Source organism: Mesorhizobium sp. M1A.F.Ca.ET.072.01.1.1 (genome assembly GCF_004023325.1).
In the GTDB taxonomy this organism is placed as follows: domain Bacteria; phylum Pseudomonadota; class Alphaproteobacteria; order Rhizobiales; family Rhizobiaceae; genus Mesorhizobium.
In genome coordinates this window covers 1-20,104 of sequence record NZ_RZSF01000096.1, presented here as the reverse complement: position 1 = coordinate 20,104, position 20,104 = coordinate 1, and the positions used below count along the sequence as shown (strand labels likewise).

Below are 20,104 nucleotides of genomic sequence, written 5' to 3'. Positions count from 1 at the left end.
CCCTGGTAGAGGCAGATCGAGCCGCGCAAGCAGGACAGCAGCGCGATCGCGAATTTCGCTACCGCATCAGGATTTTCGCCGGGCTGCGTCCAGCGGCTGACATGGCGCATGACGTCGTGGTTGGAGAAGGCCCAGCAGACCCAGCCGTCGGCAACCGCGTTCTCGAACGCCTCGACGCAGCCGCGCACATGGGCGGCCGAGAATTGCGGGCCGAGCAGGTCGAAAGTGTAGCACATCTGCAATTTGTCGCCGCCGGAGGTGTAGGCGGCGAGCGTCTGCAGCGAGCGCTCCTCGTCGCCCACTTCGCCGACGGCGGCACGGTCCGGATATTCGTCGAGCAACACGCGCAAGCGCTTCAGGAAATCGAGATTCTCGGGGCGCGTCTTGTCGAAGAGATGCTCCTGGAAGGCGTAGGTGGTGGTGGCGACGTTGGTGCCGGCGACGCTTGAAGCCAGCGGCGGGTTGTCGCGCAGCCAGCGGTCGTGGACGTAGTAGTTCACGGTATCCAGCCGGAACCCGTCAACGCCGCGCTCCAGCCAGAAGCGCACGGTGTCAAGGACCGCATCCTGCACCTCCGGATTGTGGAAATTCAGATCCGGCTGCGAGGCGAGAAAATTGTGCATGTAGTATTGCCGGCGGGTGGCGTCCCACTCCCAGGCCGGCCCGCCGAACAGCGATTGCCAGTTGTTGGGCGCGCTGCCATCCGGCTTGGCGTCGGCCCAGACATACCAGTCCGCCTTGGCGTTGTCGCGGCTGGCGCGGCTCTCGACAAACCATTCGTGCTTGTCGGACGAATGCGAGATCACCTGGTCGATGATGAGCTTGAGGCCGAGCCGGTGCGCCTCGGCGACCAGCGCGTCGAAATCCTCCAGTGTGCCGAACATCGGATCGACATCGCGATAGTCCGACACGTCATAGCCCATGTCGGCCATCGGCGACTTGAAGAAGGGCGAGAGCCAGACGGCGTCGACGCCGAGCGAAGCGACATGGGCAAGACGCGACGTTATTCCCTTGAGATCGCCGCTGCCGTCGCCGGTCGTATCCTGGAAGGAGCGCGGATAGATCTGGTAGATCACGCAGCCGCGCCACCATTCGGCATTGTCACCAGCCATTACGAACCCTTCCCGGCATGGGCCTTTCCGGCCGCCCTGCGCTCGATCATGAAATTGACGGTGCGGCCGGGCAGCGGCCGCGCAAGGTCGATCGCCCGCGTGTCGATCGCCGGACGCCACTCGTAGCCATGTCGCAGCGGCAAGGAGAAGACGCATTGGCGGCGGTCGCCATTGACCATGACGGCAAGGCGACCGCGATGGCTATCGCCGAGGATCATGACGAGGCGGTGACGGCCGGGATCGTTCCAATCGGCCTCGCCGAGCGGTGCGCCGGTCTCGGTCAACCACTCGACGTCCGGGATTTCCATTCCGTCTGCAGCTTTGCCGGTCAGGAAATTCGTGTCGGATAACGGTGGAAAGGCACGGCGCAGTTGCGCAAGCGCTGCTGTGTACCGCTCCAGCGCCCGGTCGCGGCCGGCCCAGTCGAGCCAGGTGATGGCGTTGTCCTGCGCATAGGCGTTGTTGTTGCCCTTCTGTGTGCGGCCGAACTCGTCGCCGGCGGTCAGCATGATGGTGCCGCGCGAGGCAAAGAGCGTCGCAAGCAGCGCGCGCTGGTCATCGAAGCGGGCCTTGGCGATTTCGGCGTCATCCGTCTCGCCCTCGACACCGCTGTTCCACGACAGATTGTCATTGTGGCCGTCGCGATTGTGCTCGCCATTGGCCGCATTGTGCTTCTTCTCATAGGCAACGATGTCGGCCAGCGTCATGCCGTCATGCGCGGCGATGAAATTGACGCTGCGGCTCACCGGCTGCCCCGCCCCGCCGAACACATCGGAGGAACCGGCAAGCCGCGTGGCTAAAGCGCCGATCGCGCCCGCGTCGCCGCGCCAAAAGCGCCGGACGTCATCGCGATAGCGGTCGTTCCATTCAAGGTATGGCGGCCGGAAATTGCCGAGTTGGTAGCCCGTCGCGCCAATATCCCATGGCTCGGCGATCAGCACGCGGTCGGCGAGCACGGGGTCGCCGGCGATGGCTTCGAGAAGCGGCGCCTCCGGATCGAACGTGCCGTCAACGCGGCCGAGCACCGGCGCTAGATCGAAGCGGAAGCCGTCGACGCCGGCATGGCGGACGAAATGGCGCAGCGTATCGAGCACCATCCTCTGCACGACCGGGTGGTCGCAGGCGACGGTGTTGCCGGTGCCGGTGTCATTGGCCAGTCGGCCGTCCGGCATGTGCCGGTAATAGGTCCGGGCGTCGAGGCCGCGCAGCGACAGTGTCGGCCCGAGCCGGTCGCTTTCGCCGGTGTGGTTGAATACGAGGTCGAGGATCGTGCCGATACCCGCTTCACGCAGCGCCGCGACGGTATCGCGCAATTCGCTCAGGCCGTCCGGAGCCAGGCGGGGATCGAGCGCCATGAAGGTGACGGGGTTGTAGCCCCAGGCATTGTTCAGCCCCAGCGGCGGCAAATGGCGCTCGTCGATCGAGGCCGTGATCGGCATCAACTCGACGGCGGAAACGCCGAGACGCTTCAGATGCTCGACGACAGCCGGATGGGCAAGCGCCGCGATGGTGCCGCGCTGGGCCTCGGGGACGTCCGGATGCAGCCTGGTGAAGGAGCGGACGTTGAGTTCGTAAATCAGGCCGCCGGGCCGGAACAGCGGCGGCTGGGGCGGCTGCGGTTTGGGCAGGGAATGCGCAATTGCCTTTGGCATGAGCGAGGACGTGTCGGCGCCTTCATTGCGTTTGGCGGCCAGCCTCCAGTGATATTGGTATGGACGATCGACCTCGACGGCATACGGATCGATGAGAAGCTTGTTCGGATCGAACCAGAGGCCGCGCTCCGGCGCATAGTCGCCGTCGGCGCGAAAACCGTAACGCGTGTCGTTCCCAAGGCCGGGGACAAGGAGTGCATGCACGCCCTCGCCTTCCGGGTTGAGTTCCAGCCGGTCGATCTCGCGCGCGCCGCTGTCGTCGAAGAGCGAGACCCAAAGACGTCTGGCCGATGAGGAGCAAACGGCAAAGCGGATGCCTTCGGGAGTGATGCTGGCGCCGAGGGTCATGCGGGCCTCTTCCCTTCTCCCCTTGTGGGAGAAGGTGGATCGGCGCGCAGCGCCGAGACGGATGAGGGGCGTTGGAAGGAATGAGGCGTCGATGTTCTGGACACGGGTTTGCGCCAAGCTGGAGCACCCCTCAACCGTCCGAACTTCGCTCGGCCACCTTCTCCCACAAGGGGAGAAGGGGAAATCCTCACCATTTTCAAGTAATCACGCTCGGCTTGTTGCGACCGGTGTGGCTCTTGATGCCGGCGATGTCGTCGGCGGCGGCGATGAGGTCGGCGAGCGCTTCCTGCGTGTCGAGGTCATGCCTCGCCTTGTCGGGCTCGTAACGCTCGATATAGACGCGCAGCGTGGCGCCGGAAGTGCCGGTGCCGGAGAGCCGGAACACGACGCGCGAGCCGCCCTCGAACAGGATCCTGATGCCCTGGTTCTTGCTCACCGAGCCGTCGACCGGGTCGTGATAGGCGAAGTCGTCGGCGCTGGCGATCTTCATGCCGCGCACGCTGGTGCCGGGCAGCGAGCCGAGCTTGGCGCGCAATTCGTCGACCAGTGCGTTGGCGCGGTCTGTCTCGACCTCCTCATAGTCGTGGCGCGAATAATAGTTGCGGCCGTAGGTTTCCCAGTGCTTGGTGACGATGTCCTTGCAGCTCTCGCCCCGCACGGCGAGGATGTTGAGCCACAGAAGCACGGCCCACAGCCCGTCCTTCTCGCGCACATGGTTAGAACCGGTGCCGGCGCTTTCCTCGCCGCAGATCGTCGCCATGCCGGCGTCGAGCAGATTGCCGAAAAACTTCCAGCCGGTCGGCGTCTCGTAGATGCCGACGCCGAGCTTCTCGGCGACGCGATCGGCCGCTCCGCTGGTCGGCATCGAGCGGGCGATGCCCTTCAGGCCTTCCTTGTAGCCGGGCGCCAGATGCGCGTTGGCGGCCAGCATCGCCACCGAATCCGAGGGCGTTACGAAGATGCCCTTGCCGATGATCAGGTTGCGGTCGCCGTCACCGTCGGAAGCGGCGCCGAAATCCGGCGCGTCCGGCCCCATCATCTCGTCATAGAGATGTTTGGCATGGACCAGGTTCGGATCGGGGTGATGGCCGCCGAAATCGGGCAGCGGCTTGAAATTGCGGCAGGTCCCGTTCGGGGCGCCGAGCCTACGCTCGAGGATCTCCTTGGCATAGGGGCCGGTCACCGCGTGCATGGCGTCGAAGCGCATGCGGAAGCCATATTTGAAATTGGCGCGGATGGCGTCGAAGTCGAACAGGCTCTCCATCAGCTCGGCATAGTCCTTGACCGGGTCGAACACCTCGACCGTCATGCCGCCGGCTTGGAAGGTGCCGATCGTGTCGATGTCGACGGTGCCGATGTCGGCGATCTTGAAGCTCGAGATCGTCTTGGTCTTTTCGAAGATCGCGTCGGTGATCTTCTCCGGCGCAGGGCCGCCGTTGCCGGCATTGTATTTGATGCCGAAGTCCTCGTGCGGGCCACCCGGATTGTGGCTGGCCGACAGGATGATGCCGCCAAAGGTCTTGTATTTGCGGATGATGTTGGACGCGGCTGGCGTCGACAGGATGCCGCCCTGCCCGACCATCACCTTGCCGAAGCCGTTCGCAGCGGCCATGGCGATGGCCGTCTGGATGACCTCGCGGTTGTAGAAACGGCCGTCGCCGCCGATCACCAGCGTCTTGCCCTGAAAACCCTCCAGAGCGTCGAAGATCGACTGGATGAAGTTCTCGGCATAGTGCTCCTGCTGGAAGACAGGCACCTTCTTGCGCAGGCCGGAGGTGCCGGGCTTCTGGTCGGTATAGGGTTTGGTGGGGACGGTCCGTATCATGCTTCAGGCAGCCCTTTTTGAAAGCAGCAAGCGATAGAGTTCGACATATTTCTCGGCGCTCTTGTCCCAGGAAACGTCGGCCTTCATGCCCTGGCGCTGGAGCGAGGCCCAGGCGGCTGGTCTGGCATGCGCTTCGACCAGGCGACGGATGGCGTGCAGGAGGGCGCCGCCATTGTTCGGCGCGAATTGGAAACCGGTGGCGACGCCGGCCGAAAGTGCCGCCTCGTTGGCGTCGATGATGGTGTCGGCGAGGCCGCCGGTGCGGGCGACGACCGGCACGCAGCCATAGCGCAATCCATAGAGCTGGGTCAGGCCGCAGGGCTCGAAGCGTGAAGGGATGACGATGGCGTCGCAACCGCCCTGCATGATGTGGGAGAGCGCCTCGTCATAGCCGATGACGACGCCGACGCGGCCGCGATGCCGCGCGGCCGCGGCGAGCAGCGAGCCTTCGAGGCCGGCATCGCCCGAGCCCAGAACCGCCAGCCGTGCTCCGCGCTGAACGATGCCGTCGACGACCGCGGCCAATATGTCCATGCCCTTCTGCCAGGTCAGACGGCTGACCACGCAGACGATCGGGCTGTCGTCAGGCTCGAGACTGAAACGGTCCTCCACGGCCTTGCGGTTCAGGGCGCGCGCTTCCAGCGTCTCGGCCGAGTAGTTGGCTACCAGGTGCTTGTCGGTCGCCGGGTTCCAGATGTCGACATCGATGCCGTTGACGATGCCGTAGAGGTCGACGGCGCGCATGTTGATCAGGCCGTCGAGGCCCATGCCGAATTCCGGCGAGCGGATTTCCTGCGCGTAGGTCGGGCTCACCGTGGTGATCGCCCAGGCGGCCTGCAGGCCGGCCTTGAGGAAGCCGACGCCGCCATAGTATTCGACGCCATCGAGCTGCATCGCCACGCCCGGCAGGCCGAGCTCGCCGAAAATGCCGGAGCCGAACTGTCCCTGAAAAGCAAGGTTGTGCACGGTGATCAGCGACGGCACGCCGATCGCGTTGCCGTAGCGCATATAGGCGAGCGTCATTGCCGACTGCCAGTCATGGGCATGCACGATATCTGGCTGGTAGCCGGAGATCGCGCCGCCGGCGATGTCGCCGCCGACCTGGCTCAGCGCCGCGAAGCGCCGCCAGTTGTCGGGCCAGTCGGAGCCGGAGGCGGTACCATAGGGCCCGCCCTGGCGGTCGAAAAGATGCGGCGCGTCGAGCACGAAGAGCTCGAGCTCGCCGATCTTGACCGCATGAACCGAAGCCTTGCCGCCCTGCAGCAGCGGGTACTGGTAGACGGCCTTCTTTTTCTTGAAGGCGTCCATCACCACCGGGTAGCCGGGGATGAGCGTGCGCATCGCCACGCCCTTGCTGGCGAGCGCGATCGGCAGGGCACCGGTCACGTCGGCAAGCCCGCCGGTCTTGATCAGCGGGAAGATTTCGGGCGTGACGGACAGAACCTGCATGCGCCTAAGATCCACGGCTAAAGTGACAGCTTGTTGATCAGGCTGACAACTTGCCGATCAACCCTATCAGGTTGACAGCTTGTTGATCATATCCTGAGTGATCAGGCATATGCCCTTTTCCGAAACGCGGAAGCGCTTGGCGTCGAGTGCCGCATCCTCGCCGACCACCAGTCCCTCCGGGATGTGGACGCCATGGTCGATGACGACGCGCTTGAGGCGCGCGTTGCGCCCAACCTGAACGTCGGGCAGCATCACCACTTCCTCGAGCTTCGAATAGGAATTGATGCGCGCGCCGGTGAAGATCAGGCTGCGGCGCAGCGATGCGCCGGAAACGATGCAGTCGCCGGACACCAGCGAGGAGATCGCCTCGCCGCGACGGCCGTCCTCGTCATGCACGAATTTGGCCGGCGGCTTCAATTCGGCATAGGTCCAGATCGGCCAATCCCGGTCGTAGAGATCGAGTTCGGGCGTGACATCGGTCAGGTCGATATTGGCTTCCCAATAGGCGTCCACCGTCCCGACGTCGCGCCAGTAAGGCTCCGACTCGTGCGAGGAGCGGACGCAGGATTTGGCGAAGCGGTGGGCGATCGCCTTACCGTGCTGGACGATGTAGGGGATGATGTCCTTGCCGAAGTCGCGGCTGGATCCTGGCTCGGCCGCGTCGCGGCGCAACTGCTCCATCAGGAACTTGGTCTTGAAGACATAGATGCCCATCGAGGCCAGCGCATGGTCCGGCTTGTCCGGTATGCCGGGCGGGTCGGCGGGTTTCTCGATGAAGGAGATGATGGTGTCCTTCTTGTCGACATGCATGACGCCGAAGCCGGTCGCCTCCATGCGCGGCACTTCGAGGCAGCCGACGGTGACATCGGCGCCGGCATCGACGTGCTGGCGCAGCATCAGCTCGTAATCCATCTTGTAGATGTGGTCGCCGGCTAGGATGACCATGTATTCGGGGCCATAGGCCTCGATGATATCGATGTTCTGGTAGACCGCATCCGCCGTGCCCTCGTACCACTGCGTTTCCGAGACGCGCTGCGAGGCGGGCAGGATGTCGAAGCTCTCGTTTCGTTCGGGGCGCAGGAAGTTCCAGCCACGCTGCAGGTGGCGGATCAGCGAGTGCGCCTTGTATTGGGTGGCGACGCCGAGACGGCGAATGCCGGAGTTGAGCGCATTGGACAGCGCAAAATCGATGATGCGCGTCTTGCCGCCGAAATAGACGGCGGGCTTGGCGCGCCGGTCGGTCAGCTCCTTGAGGCGGCTGCCGCGGCCGCCGGCCAGCACATAGGCCATGGCATCGCGCGCCAGCGGCTGGGTTCTCTTGATCTCTGCCATCGTTTGCCTCCCTCCTAAGCTGTCCGGACCTTTGCTTCGTCCGCGACGAATTCCAGCATGATCGTCGACAGCGGCGGCAAGAGCATCGTCGCCGACGTGCCGCCCCCTTCCCTGCTCGCCACGATCATGCCGCCATTGCCCGTGCCGGAGCCGCCATACTCGGCGGCGTCAGTGTTGATGATCTCGCGCCACTCGCCCGCCTTCGGCAGCGGCACGCGATAGTTCTCGCGCGGCACCGGCGTGAAGTTGGAAATGACGGCGATCGGGTTGCCGTCCGGCGCGCTGCGCAGCCAGGCAAAGACCGAATTGTCGCGATCGTCGACGATCAGCCAGGAGAAGCCTTCCGGCTCGCAGTCGCGCGCATGCAGCGCCGGGCGCGAACGATAGAGGTAGTTCAAGTCCCGCACCGCCTGCCGGACGCCGCGGTGCGGGGCGTGCTCCAGCAGATTCCAGTCGAGCGCGCGTTCCTCGCTCCACTCGCGGCGCTGGGCGAATTCCTGGCCCATGAACAGGAGCTTCTTGCCGGGATAACCCCACATGAAGGCGTAGTAGGCGCGCAGAGTGGCGAATTTCTGCCAGTCGTCGCCTGCCATCTTGTGGAGCAGCGTGCCCTTGCCGTGCACGACCTCGTCATGAGAGAGCGGCAGCACGAAATTCTCGGAAAAAGCGTAGACCAGGCCGAAGGTGATGTCGTTGTGATGGTGCTTGCGGTAGATCGGCTCCTTGGAGAAATACTCCAGCGTGTCGTGCATGAAGCCCATGTTCCATTTGAAGCCGAAGCCGAGCCCGCCTTCATGCACCGGCTGCGATACCTTCGGCCATGAGGTCGATTCTTCGGCGATCGTCATCACCCAGGGATGATGGCCGTAAAGCTCCTTGTTCATCTTCTGCAGGAAGCTGACCGCCTGCAAATTCTCGCGCCCACCTTTCTCGTTGGGAATCCACTCGCCCGACCTGCGCGAATAATCGAGGTAGAGCATCGAGGCGACAGCGTCGACGCGCAAACCGTCGACATGGTATTTTTCGGCCCAGAACAGCGCGTTGTTGACGAGGAACGACACCACCTCGCGGCGGCCGAAATTGTAGATGGCGGTATTCCAGTCGGGGTGAAAACCCTGGCGCGGGTCGGCATGCTCGTAGAGCGCGGTGCCGTCGAACTTCACCAGCCCATGCTCGTCGACGGGGAAATGCGCCGGCACCCAGTCGAGGATGACGCCGACGCCGGCACGATGCGCGCCGTCGACGAAGCGGGCGAAGCCGTCGGGGTCGCCGAAGCGCGCGGTCGGCGCATAAAGGCCGGTCGTCTGGTAGCCCCAGGACGGATCGTAGGGGTGCTCCGAGATCGGCAGGAACTCGATATGGGTGAAGCCGGTTTCGACCACGTAAGGAATAAGCTGCGCGGCGAGCTCGTCCCAGCTGAGAAAGGTGCCGTCATCGCGGCGCTGCCACGAGCCGGCATGGACCTCGTAGATCGAGATCGCCTCGCGCCGCGGATCGGCCTTTTGCCAGAAGCTGCGATGGGCCTCGTCGCCCCATTGATGCGCCATCGGCGGCGCCGTCACCGAAGCGGTCGCCGGGCGCAGCTCGGACTCGAAGGCGAACGGATCGGCCTTGAGGGGCAGGCGCACGCCGTCGGGACCGATGATCTCGAACTTGTAAGGCTGGCCGGCGCCGAGGTCCGGAATGAACAGCTCCCAGATACCGGTGTCCTTGCGGTCGCGCATGGTGTGCCGGCGGCCGTCCCAGTCGTTGAAGGCGCCGACCACCGAGACGCGCCGGGCGTTGGGCGCCCATACCGCGAAATGCACGCCGGTGGCGCTTTCATGCTCGATGATATGGGCGCCGAGCTTGTCGAAGAGCCTCAGGTGCGAGCCCTCCGCCATGTAGTAGTCGTCCATCGGGCCTAGCACCGGGCCGAAGGAATAAGGGTCGGTCAGCCACCAGTCGCCGCCGGCATTCCTCGCGTGATAGCGCAGCGGCTGACGCTTGCGGATCGACAGCTTGCCCTCGAAGAAGCCGGTATCGTTGCTGCGCACGAGTTCCCCGGCTTCCTTGCCGGTGAGCGTATAGGCGGTGACGAATTCGGCATTGGGCACGAAGCAGCGAGCGACAAAGCCCTTGCCGGCCGCGTGCACACCCAGAATGGCAAAGGGATCGCCATGCGTTCCGGCGACAATGGCCGCGACATCGCCGGCTGGCGCCAGTCCGTCCGGCCCGCTTGGTGCAGCGGTCGCGCGCGGCTTCCTCATCAGGCGGCGTCCCTCCCTGGTTTGTGGATATGTTGGCCCAAAACGGCTAGGCATTTTTGGGCGACATGCACGTCCACGTTGTCGGCGGCCTCATGCAATCACATCAGACAGGTACGTTCCAGATTTCTTTCGCGTATTGGCGAATGGTGCGATCGGACGAGAACCAGCCGACGCGGGCGACATTGCGGATGGCGCGCGCGTACCAGTCTGGACTGTTGCGCCAGACATCGTCGACCTCGCGCTGGCAGGCGGCGTAGGAGTCGAAATCGGCCGCCACCATGAACCAGTCGCTCTGATAAAGGCCGTTCATGAGGTCGCGGTAACGGTTGGGATCGTCAGGCGAGAAGACGCCGGAGGAGATCGCCGACACCGCCTGCGACAACTCCGGCGAGGACGCGATCACGCCGCGCGGATTGTAGCCGTTGTCGCGGCGTTCGGCGACCTCGGCGGTGGTGAGGCCGAAGATGAAGATGTTGTCGTCGCCGACGCGCTCCTTGATCTCGACATTGGCGCCGTCGAGCGTGCCGATGGTCAAGGCGCCGTTGAGGGCAAACTTCATGTTGCCGGTGCCGGAAGCCTCCATGCCGGCGGTCGAGATCTGCTCGGAAAGATCGGCCGCCGGCATCATTACCTCGGCGAGGCTGACATTGTAGTTCGGGACAAACACAACCTTGAGCAGGCCGCGCGTCGAGGGATCGCCGTTGATTACCCGGGCGACGTCGTTGGCCAGTTTGATGATGAGCTTGGCGTTGTGGTAGCTCGGCGCCGCCTTGCCGCCGAAGAATTTAACCCGCGGCATCCAGTCCCGCTCGGGATGCGAGCGGATCTGGTCGTAGAGCGCGATCGCCTCCAGAATATTGAGCAATTGGCGCTTGTATTCGTGGATGCGCTTGACCTGGATGTCGAACAGCGCCGAAGGATCGAGCCTGATGCCGAGCCGGTCGGCGACTAGGTTTGCAAGCCTCACCTTGTTCTGGCGCTTCACGGCGGCAAACTTCTCGCGGAAGGCGGCGTCGCCGGCAAGAGGATCGAGATCCTTGATCGCTTCGATGTCGTCCATGAAGCGGTTCCCGATCGCTTCGCGGGCAAGCGCGGTCAGGCCCGGATTGCACTGGATCAGCCAGCGCCTGGGCGTGATGCCGTTGGTCTTGTTGTTGATGCGGTCGGGATAGAGCTTGTGGAGATCGGCAAACACCGTCTCCTTCATCAGATCGGTGTGCAGCGCCGAGACGCCGTTGATCGAATGCGAGCCGACGAAAGCGAGGTTGCCCATGCGCACGCGGCGGTCGCCATTTTCCTGGATCAGCGAGATGCGGGCGATCTGCTCGCCCGAGAATTTTCCGGTGGCCCGCGCCTCCAGGAGAACCTGGGCATTGATGGCGTAGACGATCTGCATGTGGCGCGGCAACAGACGCTCGAACAGCGGCACCGGCCAGCTTTCCAACGCCTCCGGCAGCAGCGTGTGGTTGGTGTAGGCGAAGGTGCGCTTGGTGATGTCCCAGGCAAGGTCGAAATCCATGCCGTGGACGTCCATCAGAAGCCGCATCAGCTCCGGCACGGCGACGGCCGGATGGGTGTCGTTCAGGTGGATCGCGGCCTTGTCGGGCAGCGACTTCAGGTCGCCGTACTGGCTGAGGTGGCGCTGGACGATGTCCTGCAGCGAAGCAGTCGAGAAGAAATATTCCTGGCGCAGCCGGAGCTCCTGCCCGGCCATGTGCGAGTCGGCCGGATAGAGAACGCGCGACAGCGCGTCGGCCTTGTTGCTTTCGGCGAGCGCGCCGATGTGGTCGCCGGCATTGAACTTGTCGAGCAGAATCGGGTCGATCGGCATGCCGGACCACAGCCGCAGCGTGTTGACGCGCTTGGCGCGCCAGCCCGCGACCGGCGTGTCATAAGCGACCGCCAGCACATGCTCGTTGGGCCTCCAGACATGGCGCTCCAGGCGGCCGTCCTTTGAGGTGATCGATTCCACCGAACCGCCGAAGCCGACCTCGAAGGAACGTTCGCGCCGCTCGAACTCCCATGGGTTGCCATGGTCGAGCCAGGTTTCCGGCAGCTCGACCTGCCAGCCGTCATGAATCTCCTGCCGGAACATGCCGTTGGCGTAGCGGATGCCGTAGCCGTGGGCGGGGATATCGACCGTGGCCATGCTTTCCATGAAGCAGGCGGCGAGCCGGCCGAGGCCGCCATTGCCTAGGGCTGCGTCCGGTTCAAGGCCGGCGATGAGGTCGAGATCCACGCCGAGCGAAGCCAGCGCCTCACGCATGTTCTCCATCAGGCCGAGATTGGAGAAGGCGTCGCGCATCAGGCGCCCGATCAGGAATTCGAGCGAGAGATAGTAAACGCGCTTTTCCTGCTGGTCGTAGGCTTCCTTGGTCGCCTGGATCCAGTGATCGACGACGCGGTCGCGCACCACCTTGATCGAGGCGGTCAGCCAGTCGTAGGGCGTTGCGACGGTGGTGTCCTTGCCGACCCGGTATTTGAGCGACATCAGGACTTCTTCGGCGAGCGTCCTGGGATCGGGGTGGTCGAGAGCGGGGGCTTCGATCGTCATGGCGGGCTTCATGTCGCCTCTCGTTCGGTTGGCCTGATCATAGCGGCTTTCACCGTTTCTCCTACCCCAGTTTGCCGCGCTGCAGCATATAATGTTAAATCGATTTAGGACGGAGTGTCCATCCGATGCACCTGCGGCCAATTACCATGGTGGAGCGGAGATCAGGCCGCCAGCGCGTCCTCCGGCGGCTTCTTGGCGCCGGTCATGAGCGCGACGGCATCCGACATTGAAATCTGCTTCGGATCGACGACGCATAGACGCCGTCCAAGCCGGTGGATGTGGATGCGATCGGCGACCTCGAAGACATGCGGCATGTTGTGCGAGATGAGCACGATCGGCAGGCCGCGCTTCTTGACGTCGAGGATTAGCTCGAGGACGCGGCGGCTTTCCTTGACGCCGAGCGCCGCCGTCGGTTCGTCCATGATCACCACCTTCGATCCGAAGGCGGCGGCGCGAGCCACGGCGACGCCCTGGCGCTGGCCGCCCGAGAGCGTCTCCACCGCCTGGCTGATGTTCTGGATGGTCATCAGGCCGAGTTCGGTCAGCTTGTCACGGGCGCGCTTTTCCATCGCCGGACGATCCAGCATGCGGAACCAACTGCCGAGCGGACCCGGTTTGCGGATCTCGCGGCCGAGGAACATGTTGTCGGCGATCGACAGTGCCGGCGACAATGCCAGGTTCTGGTAGACGGTCTCGATCCCCGCCTCGCGGGCCTCGATGGGCGATTTGAACTGGACCTGCTTGCCGTCCAGCTCAATCACCCCTTCATCGGGATGCACGGCGCCGGAGATCGCCTTGATGAGCGTCGACTTACCGGCGCCGTTGTCGCCGATCACGGCCAGGATTTCTCCCGGGTAGAGATCGAAGTCGCAGTTGTTGAGCGCGGTCACGCGGCCGTAGCGCTTGGTCAGACCGCGCGCGGTGAGAACAGCCTGCTGGGTCATGGTTACACCGAAACCTTTCTGATCCACTGGTCGATCGCCACGGCGCCGATAATCAGGACGCCGGTGAGCAGCACTTTCCATTGCGGGTCAGCGCCCAGCATGTTGAGGCCCATCGAGACGACGCCGACGATCATGGCGCCGAACAGCGTGCCGAGGATGGAGCCGCGGCCGCCAAAGAGCGAGATGCCCCCGATCACGGTCGCGGTGATCGCTTGCAGATTGTAGTCGGTGACGGCGGCGGACGGCGAGATCGAGCCGTTGCGGCCGATCGACACCCAGGCAGCGAAGGCGGCGATCAGACCGGCAAGCGTATAGACGGCCATCAGCACAGACTTGGTCTGGATACCGGAGAGTTTCGCCGCTTCCGGGTCGTCGCCGACGGCATAGACATGGCGGCCCCACGCCGTGTGGTTGAGCACATACCACAAGAGCAGCACCAACAGGACCATGGCGATGACGCCGGCCGTCAGCACGGCGGAGCCGACCCTGAAGCTCAGCGCGAAGAGATGCAGCAGCGGCGCCTGAGCGTCGACATCGGCGTCGCGGATCGTCTCATTGGCCGAGTAGATGAAATTGGTGGCCATGACGATGTTCCAGGTGCCCAGCGTCACGATGAAGGGCGGCAATTTCATATAGGCGACCAACAAGCCGTTGAGCATGCCGCAAACCGCGCCTGCGCCAAGCCCAAGCACCACGGCCAGGATTGTCGGCATGCCATAGGTGATGGCGCAGTTGCCCATGACCACCGCCGAGATGACCATCACCACGCCGATCGAAAGATCGATGCCGGCGGTCAGGATGACCAGCGTCTGGGCAGCCCCCAGGATGCCGACGATAGCGATCTGCTGCAGGATCAGCGTCAGCGTGTAGGACGAAAAGAAGCGGCCGCCGATGGCAACGCCAAAGATGATGACCGACAGCACCAGCACGATCAGCGGCACCGCCGCCGGCGTGGAGTGCAGGAAATGCTGGGCGCGCTTGACGAACGACTTGCCGTGCTCGTCGAAGGCCGCGACGCTGGAGTCGCTGCCCGAAAGTACCTTCTCGAATTCCTGAATCTGAGACATGTATCCTCCCGTATGCGCACAGCCTTCTCATTGCTGCGCGCGCCGTCGAGCCTCTTCCGGTCTGTCGCCAGGATTGTCCGCGCTTGACGAAGGCGCATCGTCCACCCGATGCGGCCGGGGATCAAGCCCCCAGCCGCAAGCTTTGTGAACCGTCAGAGCGTCAGCCCCAGCACTTGGCGAGGCCTTCCTTGGTGTCGATCGACTTGACGCCGTTGGCTGGCTTGTCGGTGACGAGATTGACGCCGGTGTCGAAGAAGTTCTTCCCTTCGGTCGGCTTCGGCTTCGTTCCGTCCTTGGCAAATTTGGCGATCGCCTCGATGCCGAGCGCCGCCATCTGCAGCGGGTACTGCTGCGAGGTGGCGCCGATAACGCCCTCGGCAACCGACTTGACGCCCGGGCAGCCGCCGTCGACCGAAACGATCAGCACCTGCTTTTCCAGACCGACGGCCTTGAGCGCCTGGTAGGCACCGACAGCGGCCGGCTCGTTGATGGTGTGGATGACGTTGATGGTGTTGTCCTTTTGCAGGAGGTTCTCCATCGCCTTGCGGCCGCCTTCCTCATTGCCGTTGGTCACGTCGTGGCCGACGATGCGCGGATCGTCCTCGTCGCCGATCTTGTTGGGATCCTTCACGTCGATGCCGTAGCCCATCATGAAGCCCTGGTCGCGCAGAACGTCGACGGTCGGCTGGGAGGGAGTGAGGTCGAGGAAGCCGATCTTGGCGTCCTTGGCCTTGTCGCCGAGCGTGGCGGCGGCCCAGGCGCCGATCAGCTTGCCGGCCTCCAGATTGTCGGTGGCGAAGGTCGCATCGGCAGCGTCGATCGGATCGAGCGGGGTGTCGAGGGCGATCACCAGCAGGCCGGCGTCACGCGCCTTCTTCACCGTCGGCACGATGCCCTTGGTGTCAGAGGCGGTGATCAGGATGCCCTTGGCGCCGTCGGCGATGCAGCTCTCGATCGCCGCGACCTGGCTCTCGCTGTCGCCATCGATCTTGCCGGCATAGGTCTTCAGGTCGACGCCGAGTTCCTTGGCCTTGGCGGTGGCGCCTTCCTTCATCTTCACGAAGAAGGGATTGGTGTCGGTCTTGGTGATCAGGCAGGCGCCGACGCCCGCAGCCGATGCGGACGAGGCGAATGCGAGCAGGCCCAGCCCGGCCGCCGCGAATACGGTGGACTTCAGCAGCGATTTCTTGGTCACGATTTCCTCCCAATGGAACCATTCCGGACGCCGGCCAACCCGGCGCCTCGAGCGCATCCAACCATTTTTCCCAGCGTGGACGCCACCCCAAAAGACACCAGTCCGCATCATCTGTCAATAATTAAATCACTCTTATTTATTATTGACAGACTTGCGCTGTTCACTCATTCTGAACGAAAAGCCAGTGTGGGGAAACCGACGGGAGGAACAGGGTGGAGACCGGCATTGCGAGGCACGGTTCGCCCGAGGCTCTGGAGAGCCGGCTGCATCGCGGCACGAACCAGAGCGGCATGCGCGACCACAATGAAAGGCTGGTGCTGTCACTGGTGCGCCAGCATGGCAGCCTCGCCAAATCCGACATCGCGCGCATGACCGGGCTGTCGGCCCAGACGGTATCCGTCATCATGCGGGAGCTGGAAGAGGACAAGCTGCTCGTGCGCCAGGCGCCGCTGCGCGGCAAGATCGGCCAGCCGTCGATCCCGATGGCGCTCAATCCGGAAGGAGCTTTCTTCATCGGTCTCAAGATCGGCCGCCGCAGCGCCGAGCTGGTGCTGATCGACTTCCTCGGCAATGTGCGATCGATGCTGCAGAATTCCTATCGTTATCCGGCGCCGCGCGAGACGGTGGAGTTCGTCGGCGCTGGGATCAAACAAATGCGCGGCGAGCTGACACCGGCGCAGGACAAGCGCATCGCCGGGCTCGGGATCGCCATGCCGTTCGAGCTTTGGAGCTGGGCCGACACAGCCGGCGCGCCGCGCGAGATCATGGATGAATGGCGCCATCGCGACATCCGCGCCGACATCCAGTCCCAATGCGACTTTCCGGTCTATCTGCAGAACGACGCCACGTCCGCTTGCGGGGCAGAGCTCGTCTTCGGCCAGGCAGGCGCGGCGCGCGACTTCGTCTATTTCTATATCGGCGCCTTTGCCGGCGGCGGCATCGTGCTCAACGGCCGCCTGTTCGGCGGGCCGACCGGCAATGCCGGCGCCCTGGGTTCGATGCCGGTGCCCGGGCCGGACGGCAAGCCGACACAGCTTATCGATGTCGCCTCGATCGCCATGCTGGAAAAGGCGCTGAGCGCCAAGGGCATCGACGGCTCCTATCTGTGGACCTCGCCGCAGGAATGGGGCGAGATCGGCGCCGAGCTCGACGACTGGATCGCAAGTGCTGCACAAGCGCTGGCCTATGCGATCGTTGCCGCCTCGTCGGTCATCGATTTCGAGGCCGCGGTGATCGACGGCTGGATGCCGCTCGACGTGCGGCGGAGGCTTGTCGATGCGGTGACGGACGCGATCACCGGTATCGACGCCGAGGGGCTGAAGCTGCCGGTCGTACGCGAAGGAACGGTCGGCATCCATGCGCGGGCGCTTGGCGGCGCCAGCCTGCCGCTTTCCGAACGCTTCCTGATCGGACCGACGACGATTTCCAGGAGCGCCTGACCATGCTGATCGGCATTCCGTCGCTGCTCGGCCCGCAGCTTCTGGCGACGCTCAGGGCCATGGGCCATGGCGACGAGATCGCCATCGTCGACGGCAATTATCCGGCCGAGGAACAGGCGCGCAGGCTGATCCGCGCCGACGGCCATGCCGTCATTCCGGTGCTGGACGCCGTTTTGAGCGTGCTGCCGGTGGATGAGGCGGTGCCGGAGGCCCTATTCCGCGCCTCGGTCAAAGGCGATCCGGCGCTCGCCGATCCCGTGCATCACGAGATGGAAGCGGTCTGCGCCAAACGCGCGCCGGGGCACAAGGTGATTGCGCTGGCGGGGGCCGACTTCTATGCACGCGTCAAGGCCGCGCATGCGATCGTCGCGACCAGCGAACCCAGGCTTTATGCCAACATCATCATCCGTAAGGGCGTGATCCATCCGCCGGAGACCGAGACACAATGATCCTCTGCTGTGGCGAAGCCCTGATCGATATGCTGCCGCGCACGACGACGGAAGGCGAAGCGGCCTTCGCGCCTTATGTCGGCGGGGCGGTGTTCAACACGGCGGTCGCGCTCGGACGGCTGGGCGCTCCGGCAGGCTTCTTCTCAGGTCTCTCCTCCGACCTGTTCGGCGGCCAGCTCCGCGAGGCGCTGGGAGCCAGCAAGGTGAGCTCGACCTATGCGCACACCTCGCCCAAGCCGACCACGCTCGCCTTCGTGCGGCTCACCGATGGCCAGGCGACCTATACGTTCTACGACGAGAACACCGCCGGGCGCATGCTCGCCATCGAGGACTTGCCGAAGCTCGGCGCCAAGATCGAGGCGATGCTGTTCGGCGCGATCAGCCTGATCTCGGAACCGGCGGGATCGGCCTATGAGGAGTTCATGCGGCGCGAGCACAACAGCCGGGTGATGATGCTCGACCCCAACATCCGGCCGAACTTCATTCCGGACAAGGCCAAGCATCTGAGGCGCATCCGCGAGATGATGGCGATGGCCGACATCGTCAAACTGTCGGACGAAGACCTCAACTGGTTCGGCGAAGCGGGCTCGCACGAGGAGGTCGTGCGCAACTGGCTTGACCGCGGCCCCAGGCTGATCGTCGTCACCCATGGCAGCGAAGGCGCCGTCGGCTACAGCCGGGAGCACAAGGTCACGGTGGTGCCGCGGAAGGTGAAGGTGGTCGACACCGTCGGCGCCGGCGACACCTTCAATGCCGGCATCCTTGCCTCGCTGCACGAGCAGGGTCTGCTCACCAAGGCAGCGATCGGCGGCCTCTCGGAGGAAGCCATCCACAGCGCGCTGGAGCTTGGCGCCAAGGCGGCCGCCGTGACGGTATCTCGGGCCGGCGCCAACCCGCCATGGCGGCACGAAATCACCTGATCGGCTGACCGGTCCCGCCGGCGGTCCGTGCCCGAGCGATCACTTTATGTTTCGAAGAGCCGGAACTGCGCGACAAGAGCCGCTTCGAATACGCTTGGAAGCCCGGATTTCCGGCTTCTTCTGGCAATGCGCAGGCAAAAAACGGTAACAGGCTGCGACACTTGCGCAATATGGGCGGCTTTTTCAGCCGTGGCAAGTCTGGTACCAGCGGGCCGGTTTACTGGCAGCATCTGAGGCCGACATGCAGTTCATCGATCTTGGCGCGCAACGCGAACGAATCCGCGACCGGCTGAAGGCCGCGATCGACACGGTGGTCGAAGACGGCCGTTACATCCTCGGCCCGCAAGTCGCAGAATTCGAGAACAAGCTCGCGGCTTATGTCGGCGTCAAGCAAGTGGTGGCCTGCGCCAACGGCACCGATGCGCTGCTTCTGCCGCTGTTTGCGGCCGGCATCGGTCCGGGCGATGCCGTGTTCGTGCCAAGCTTCACCTTCGCCGCGACGGCCGAGGTGGTGGCGCTCGCCAAGGCCGAGCCTGTCTTCGTCGACGTCGATCCCGACACTTACAACATCGATATCGCCAGCCTCGAGGCGGCGATCGACATGATCAAGAAGCAAGGAAGGCTGAAGCCGAAGGCGATCATCCCGGTCGACCTGTTCGGACTTGCCGCCGACTACGAGGCGATCATGGCGATCGCAAAGCGCGAGAGCCTGCTGGTGATCGAGGACGCGGCCCAGTCGATGGGCGGCTCGGCCGACGGCACGATGTGCGGCGCCTTCGGCCATGTCGGCTCGACCAGCTTCTATCCGGCCAAGCCGCTCGGCTGCTACGGCGATGGCGGCGCGATGTTCACCAATGATGCTGCGCTCGCCGACAAGCTGCGCTCCTTCGCCTTCCACGGCAAGGGCGAGACGCAGTACGACAACATCCGCGTCGGCATCAATTCCCGCCTCGACACGCTGCAGGCGGCGATCCTGATCGAGAAGCTCGCCATCCTCGAGGAAGAGATGGTGGCCCGTCAGGCGGTCGCCGACCGTTACGCCAATGGGCTTGGCGACATCGTCAAGGCATCACGCAATCTCGGCCACGGCCGCTCGGCCTGGGCACAATATGCCATCGAGACGCCGAAGCGCGACGGGTTGAAGGCGCATCTCGGCGAAAAAGGCATCCCGTCGGTCATCTATTACGTGAAGCCGCTGCACGAACAAATCGCCTACCGCGACTATCCGCGCACGCCGACCGGTCTTGCGGTTTCGGAAAAGCTGCCGAAGCAGATCCTCTGTCTGCCGATGCACGCCTATCTCAGCGAAGCCGACCAGGACAAGATCATCGAGACGATCCGCAATTATATCGGCTCCAACTCGGCGCAGGTCGCGGCTGCCTGATCTCCCCCTTCAGGAGGAGATTAAGCCTCCACGCCCTTCCCCGTCGCAATGAAGTACGGGTTGGCGAAATCCGTGTCAGTGGCCTGGTTGCGTTTGCCGTAGAGGAGCGGCTGGCCGTCCAGCGTGCGGGTCATGCCGCCGGCGGCGCGCAGCACCGCATCGCCGGCCGCCGTATCCCATTCCAT

15 protein-coding genes are annotated in these 20,104 nt (G+C 64.2%); 4 read left to right on the top strand and 11 right to left on the bottom strand.

What is annotated here, in order from left to right; translation table 11 throughout:
* The 10 genes from EOA32_RS15615 to EOA32_RS15570 all read right to left on the bottom strand — a co-directional run.
* The coding region (locus EOA32_RS15615) for an alpha-amylase family glycosyl hydrolase (RefSeq protein ID WP_128372230.1) at window positions 1-1,112 on the bottom strand (1,112 nt) is incomplete at its 3' end.
* The gene (gene glgX / locus EOA32_RS15610; protein WP_128372229.1) at window positions 1,112-3,112 is read right to left on the bottom strand and encodes a glycogen debranching protein GlgX; all 2,001 of its coding nucleotides are present in this window, start codon (window positions 3,110-3,112) and stop codon (window positions 1,112-1,114) included. The genes glgX and EOA32_RS15615, both read right to left, overlap by 1 nt.
* A 196-nt stretch (window positions 3,113-3,308) precedes the next feature.
* The gene (locus tag EOA32_RS15605; RefSeq protein ID WP_066997774.1) at window positions 3,309-4,937 is read right to left on the bottom strand and encodes an alpha-D-glucose phosphate-specific phosphoglucomutase; all 1,629 of its coding nucleotides are present in this window, start codon (window positions 4,935-4,937) and stop codon (window positions 3,309-3,311) included.
* 3 nt (window positions 4,938-4,940) lie between these two features.
* Window positions 4,941-6,386: a glycogen synthase GlgA gene (gene glgA, locus EOA32_RS15600; RefSeq protein WP_095830390.1), complete on the bottom strand. Its 1,446-nt coding sequence runs from the start codon at window positions 6,384-6,386 to the stop codon at window positions 4,941-4,943.
* Window positions 6,387-6,452: 66 nt separating this feature from the next.
* Complete coding sequence (glgC, locus tag EOA32_RS15595) at window positions 6,453-7,718, bottom strand: glucose-1-phosphate adenylyltransferase (protein WP_066997781.1); 1,266 nt, start codon at window positions 7,716-7,718, stop codon at window positions 6,453-6,455.
* A 14-nt stretch (window positions 7,719-7,732) separates the two neighbouring features.
* The gene (gene glgB / locus EOA32_RS15590) at window positions 7,733-9,967 is read right to left on the bottom strand and encodes a 1,4-alpha-glucan branching protein GlgB (protein ID WP_128372228.1); all 2,235 of its coding nucleotides are present in this window, start codon (window positions 9,965-9,967) and stop codon (window positions 7,733-7,735) included.
* 103 nt (window positions 9,968-10,070) lie between these two features.
* Complete coding sequence (locus tag EOA32_RS15585) at window positions 10,071-12,533, bottom strand: glycogen/starch/alpha-glucan phosphorylase (protein WP_128372227.1); 2,463 nt, start codon at window positions 12,531-12,533, stop codon at window positions 10,071-10,073.
* Between the two features lie 149 nt (window positions 12,534-12,682).
* Window positions 12,683-13,465 carry an ATP-binding cassette domain-containing protein gene (locus EOA32_RS15580; protein ID WP_066997791.1) on the bottom strand — a complete coding sequence of 261 codons (783 nt, stop codon included), beginning with the start codon at window positions 13,463-13,465 and terminating at the stop codon, window positions 12,683-12,685.
* Window positions 13,466-13,467: 2 nt separating this feature from the next.
* On the bottom strand, window positions 13,468-14,532 hold the full coding sequence (locus EOA32_RS15575; protein WP_066997793.1) for an ABC transporter permease: 1,065 nt from the start codon (window positions 14,530-14,532) through the stop codon (window positions 13,468-13,470).
* Between the two features lie 160 nt (window positions 14,533-14,692).
* The gene (locus EOA32_RS15570) at window positions 14,693-15,727 is read right to left on the bottom strand and encodes a sugar ABC transporter substrate-binding protein (protein WP_066998169.1); all 1,035 of its coding nucleotides are present in this window, start codon (window positions 15,725-15,727) and stop codon (window positions 14,693-14,695) included.
* A gap of 212 nt (window positions 15,728-15,939) precedes the next feature.
* Here EOA32_RS15570 and EOA32_RS15565 point away from each other — a divergent pair, with 212 nt between their 5' ends.
* From EOA32_RS15565 to EOA32_RS15550, 4 genes are all read left to right on the top strand, one after another.
* Window positions 15,940-17,166 (top strand): ROK family transcriptional regulator, encoded by a 1,227-nt coding sequence (locus EOA32_RS15565; RefSeq protein WP_095781659.1) that lies wholly within the window; start codon window positions 15,940-15,942, stop codon window positions 17,164-17,166.
* Between the two features lie 2 nt (window positions 17,167-17,168).
* Window positions 17,169-17,615, top strand: coding sequence for an RbsD/FucU domain-containing protein (locus EOA32_RS15560; RefSeq protein ID WP_066997799.1), 447 nt, complete (start codon window positions 17,169-17,171; stop codon window positions 17,613-17,615).
* Window positions 17,612-18,535, top strand: a complete 924-nt coding sequence (locus EOA32_RS15555) for a carbohydrate kinase (RefSeq protein WP_128372226.1) — start codon at window positions 17,612-17,614, stop codon at window positions 18,533-18,535. Before EOA32_RS15560 ends, EOA32_RS15555 begins: the two co-directional genes overlap by 4 nt.
* Window positions 18,536-18,776: 241 nt before the next feature.
* On the top strand, window positions 18,777-19,919 hold the full coding sequence (locus tag EOA32_RS15550; protein WP_128372225.1) for a DegT/DnrJ/EryC1/StrS aminotransferase family protein: 1,143 nt from the start codon (window positions 18,777-18,779) through the stop codon (window positions 19,917-19,919).
* A gap of 20 nt (window positions 19,920-19,939) precedes the next feature.
* Here the strand turns inward: EOA32_RS15550 and EOA32_RS15545 are convergent.
* A partial coding sequence (locus EOA32_RS15545) for an inositol monophosphatase family protein (RefSeq protein ID WP_281014233.1) occupies window positions 19,940-20,104 on the bottom strand: 165 nt, incomplete at its 5' end.

What these genes read in the sequence shown, in the direction of transcription:
- glgX (WP_128372229.1), bottom strand. Translation starts at nt 3,112, where the DNA reads ATGACCCTCGGCGCCAGCATCACTCCCGAAGGCATCCGCTTTGCCGTT.
- EOA32_RS15605 (WP_066997774.1), bottom strand. Translation starts at nt 4,937, where the DNA reads ATGATACGGACCGTCCCCACCAAACCCTATACCGACCAGAAGCCCGGC.
- glgA (WP_095830390.1), bottom strand. Translation starts at nt 6,386, where the DNA reads ATGCAGGTTCTGTCCGTCACGCCCGAAATCTTCCCGCTGATCAAGACC.
- glgC (WP_066997781.1), bottom strand. Translation starts at nt 7,718, where the DNA reads ATGGCAGAGATCAAGAGAACCCAGCCGCTGGCGCGCGATGCCATGGCC.
- glgB (WP_128372228.1), bottom strand. Translation starts at nt 9,967, where the DNA reads ATGAGGAAGCCGCGCGCGACCGCTGCACCAAGCGGGCCGGACGGACTG.
- EOA32_RS15585 (WP_128372227.1), bottom strand. Translation starts at nt 12,533, where the DNA reads ATGAAGCCCGCCATGACGATCGAAGCCCCCGCTCTCGACCACCCCGAT.
- EOA32_RS15580 (WP_066997791.1), bottom strand. Translation starts at nt 13,465, where the DNA reads ATGACCCAGCAGGCTGTTCTCACCGCGCGCGGTCTGACCAAGCGCTAC.
- EOA32_RS15575 (WP_066997793.1), bottom strand. Translation starts at nt 14,532, where the DNA reads ATGTCTCAGATTCAGGAATTCGAGAAGGTACTTTCGGGCAGCGACTCC.
- EOA32_RS15560 (WP_066997799.1), top strand. Translation starts at nt 17,169, where the DNA reads ATGCTGATCGGCATTCCGTCGCTGCTCGGCCCGCAGCTTCTGGCGACG.
- EOA32_RS15555 (WP_128372226.1), top strand. Translation starts at nt 17,612, where the DNA reads ATGATCCTCTGCTGTGGCGAAGCCCTGATCGATATGCTGCCGCGCACG.
- EOA32_RS15550 (WP_128372225.1), top strand. Translation starts at nt 18,777, where the DNA reads ATGCAGTTCATCGATCTTGGCGCGCAACGCGAACGAATCCGCGACCGG.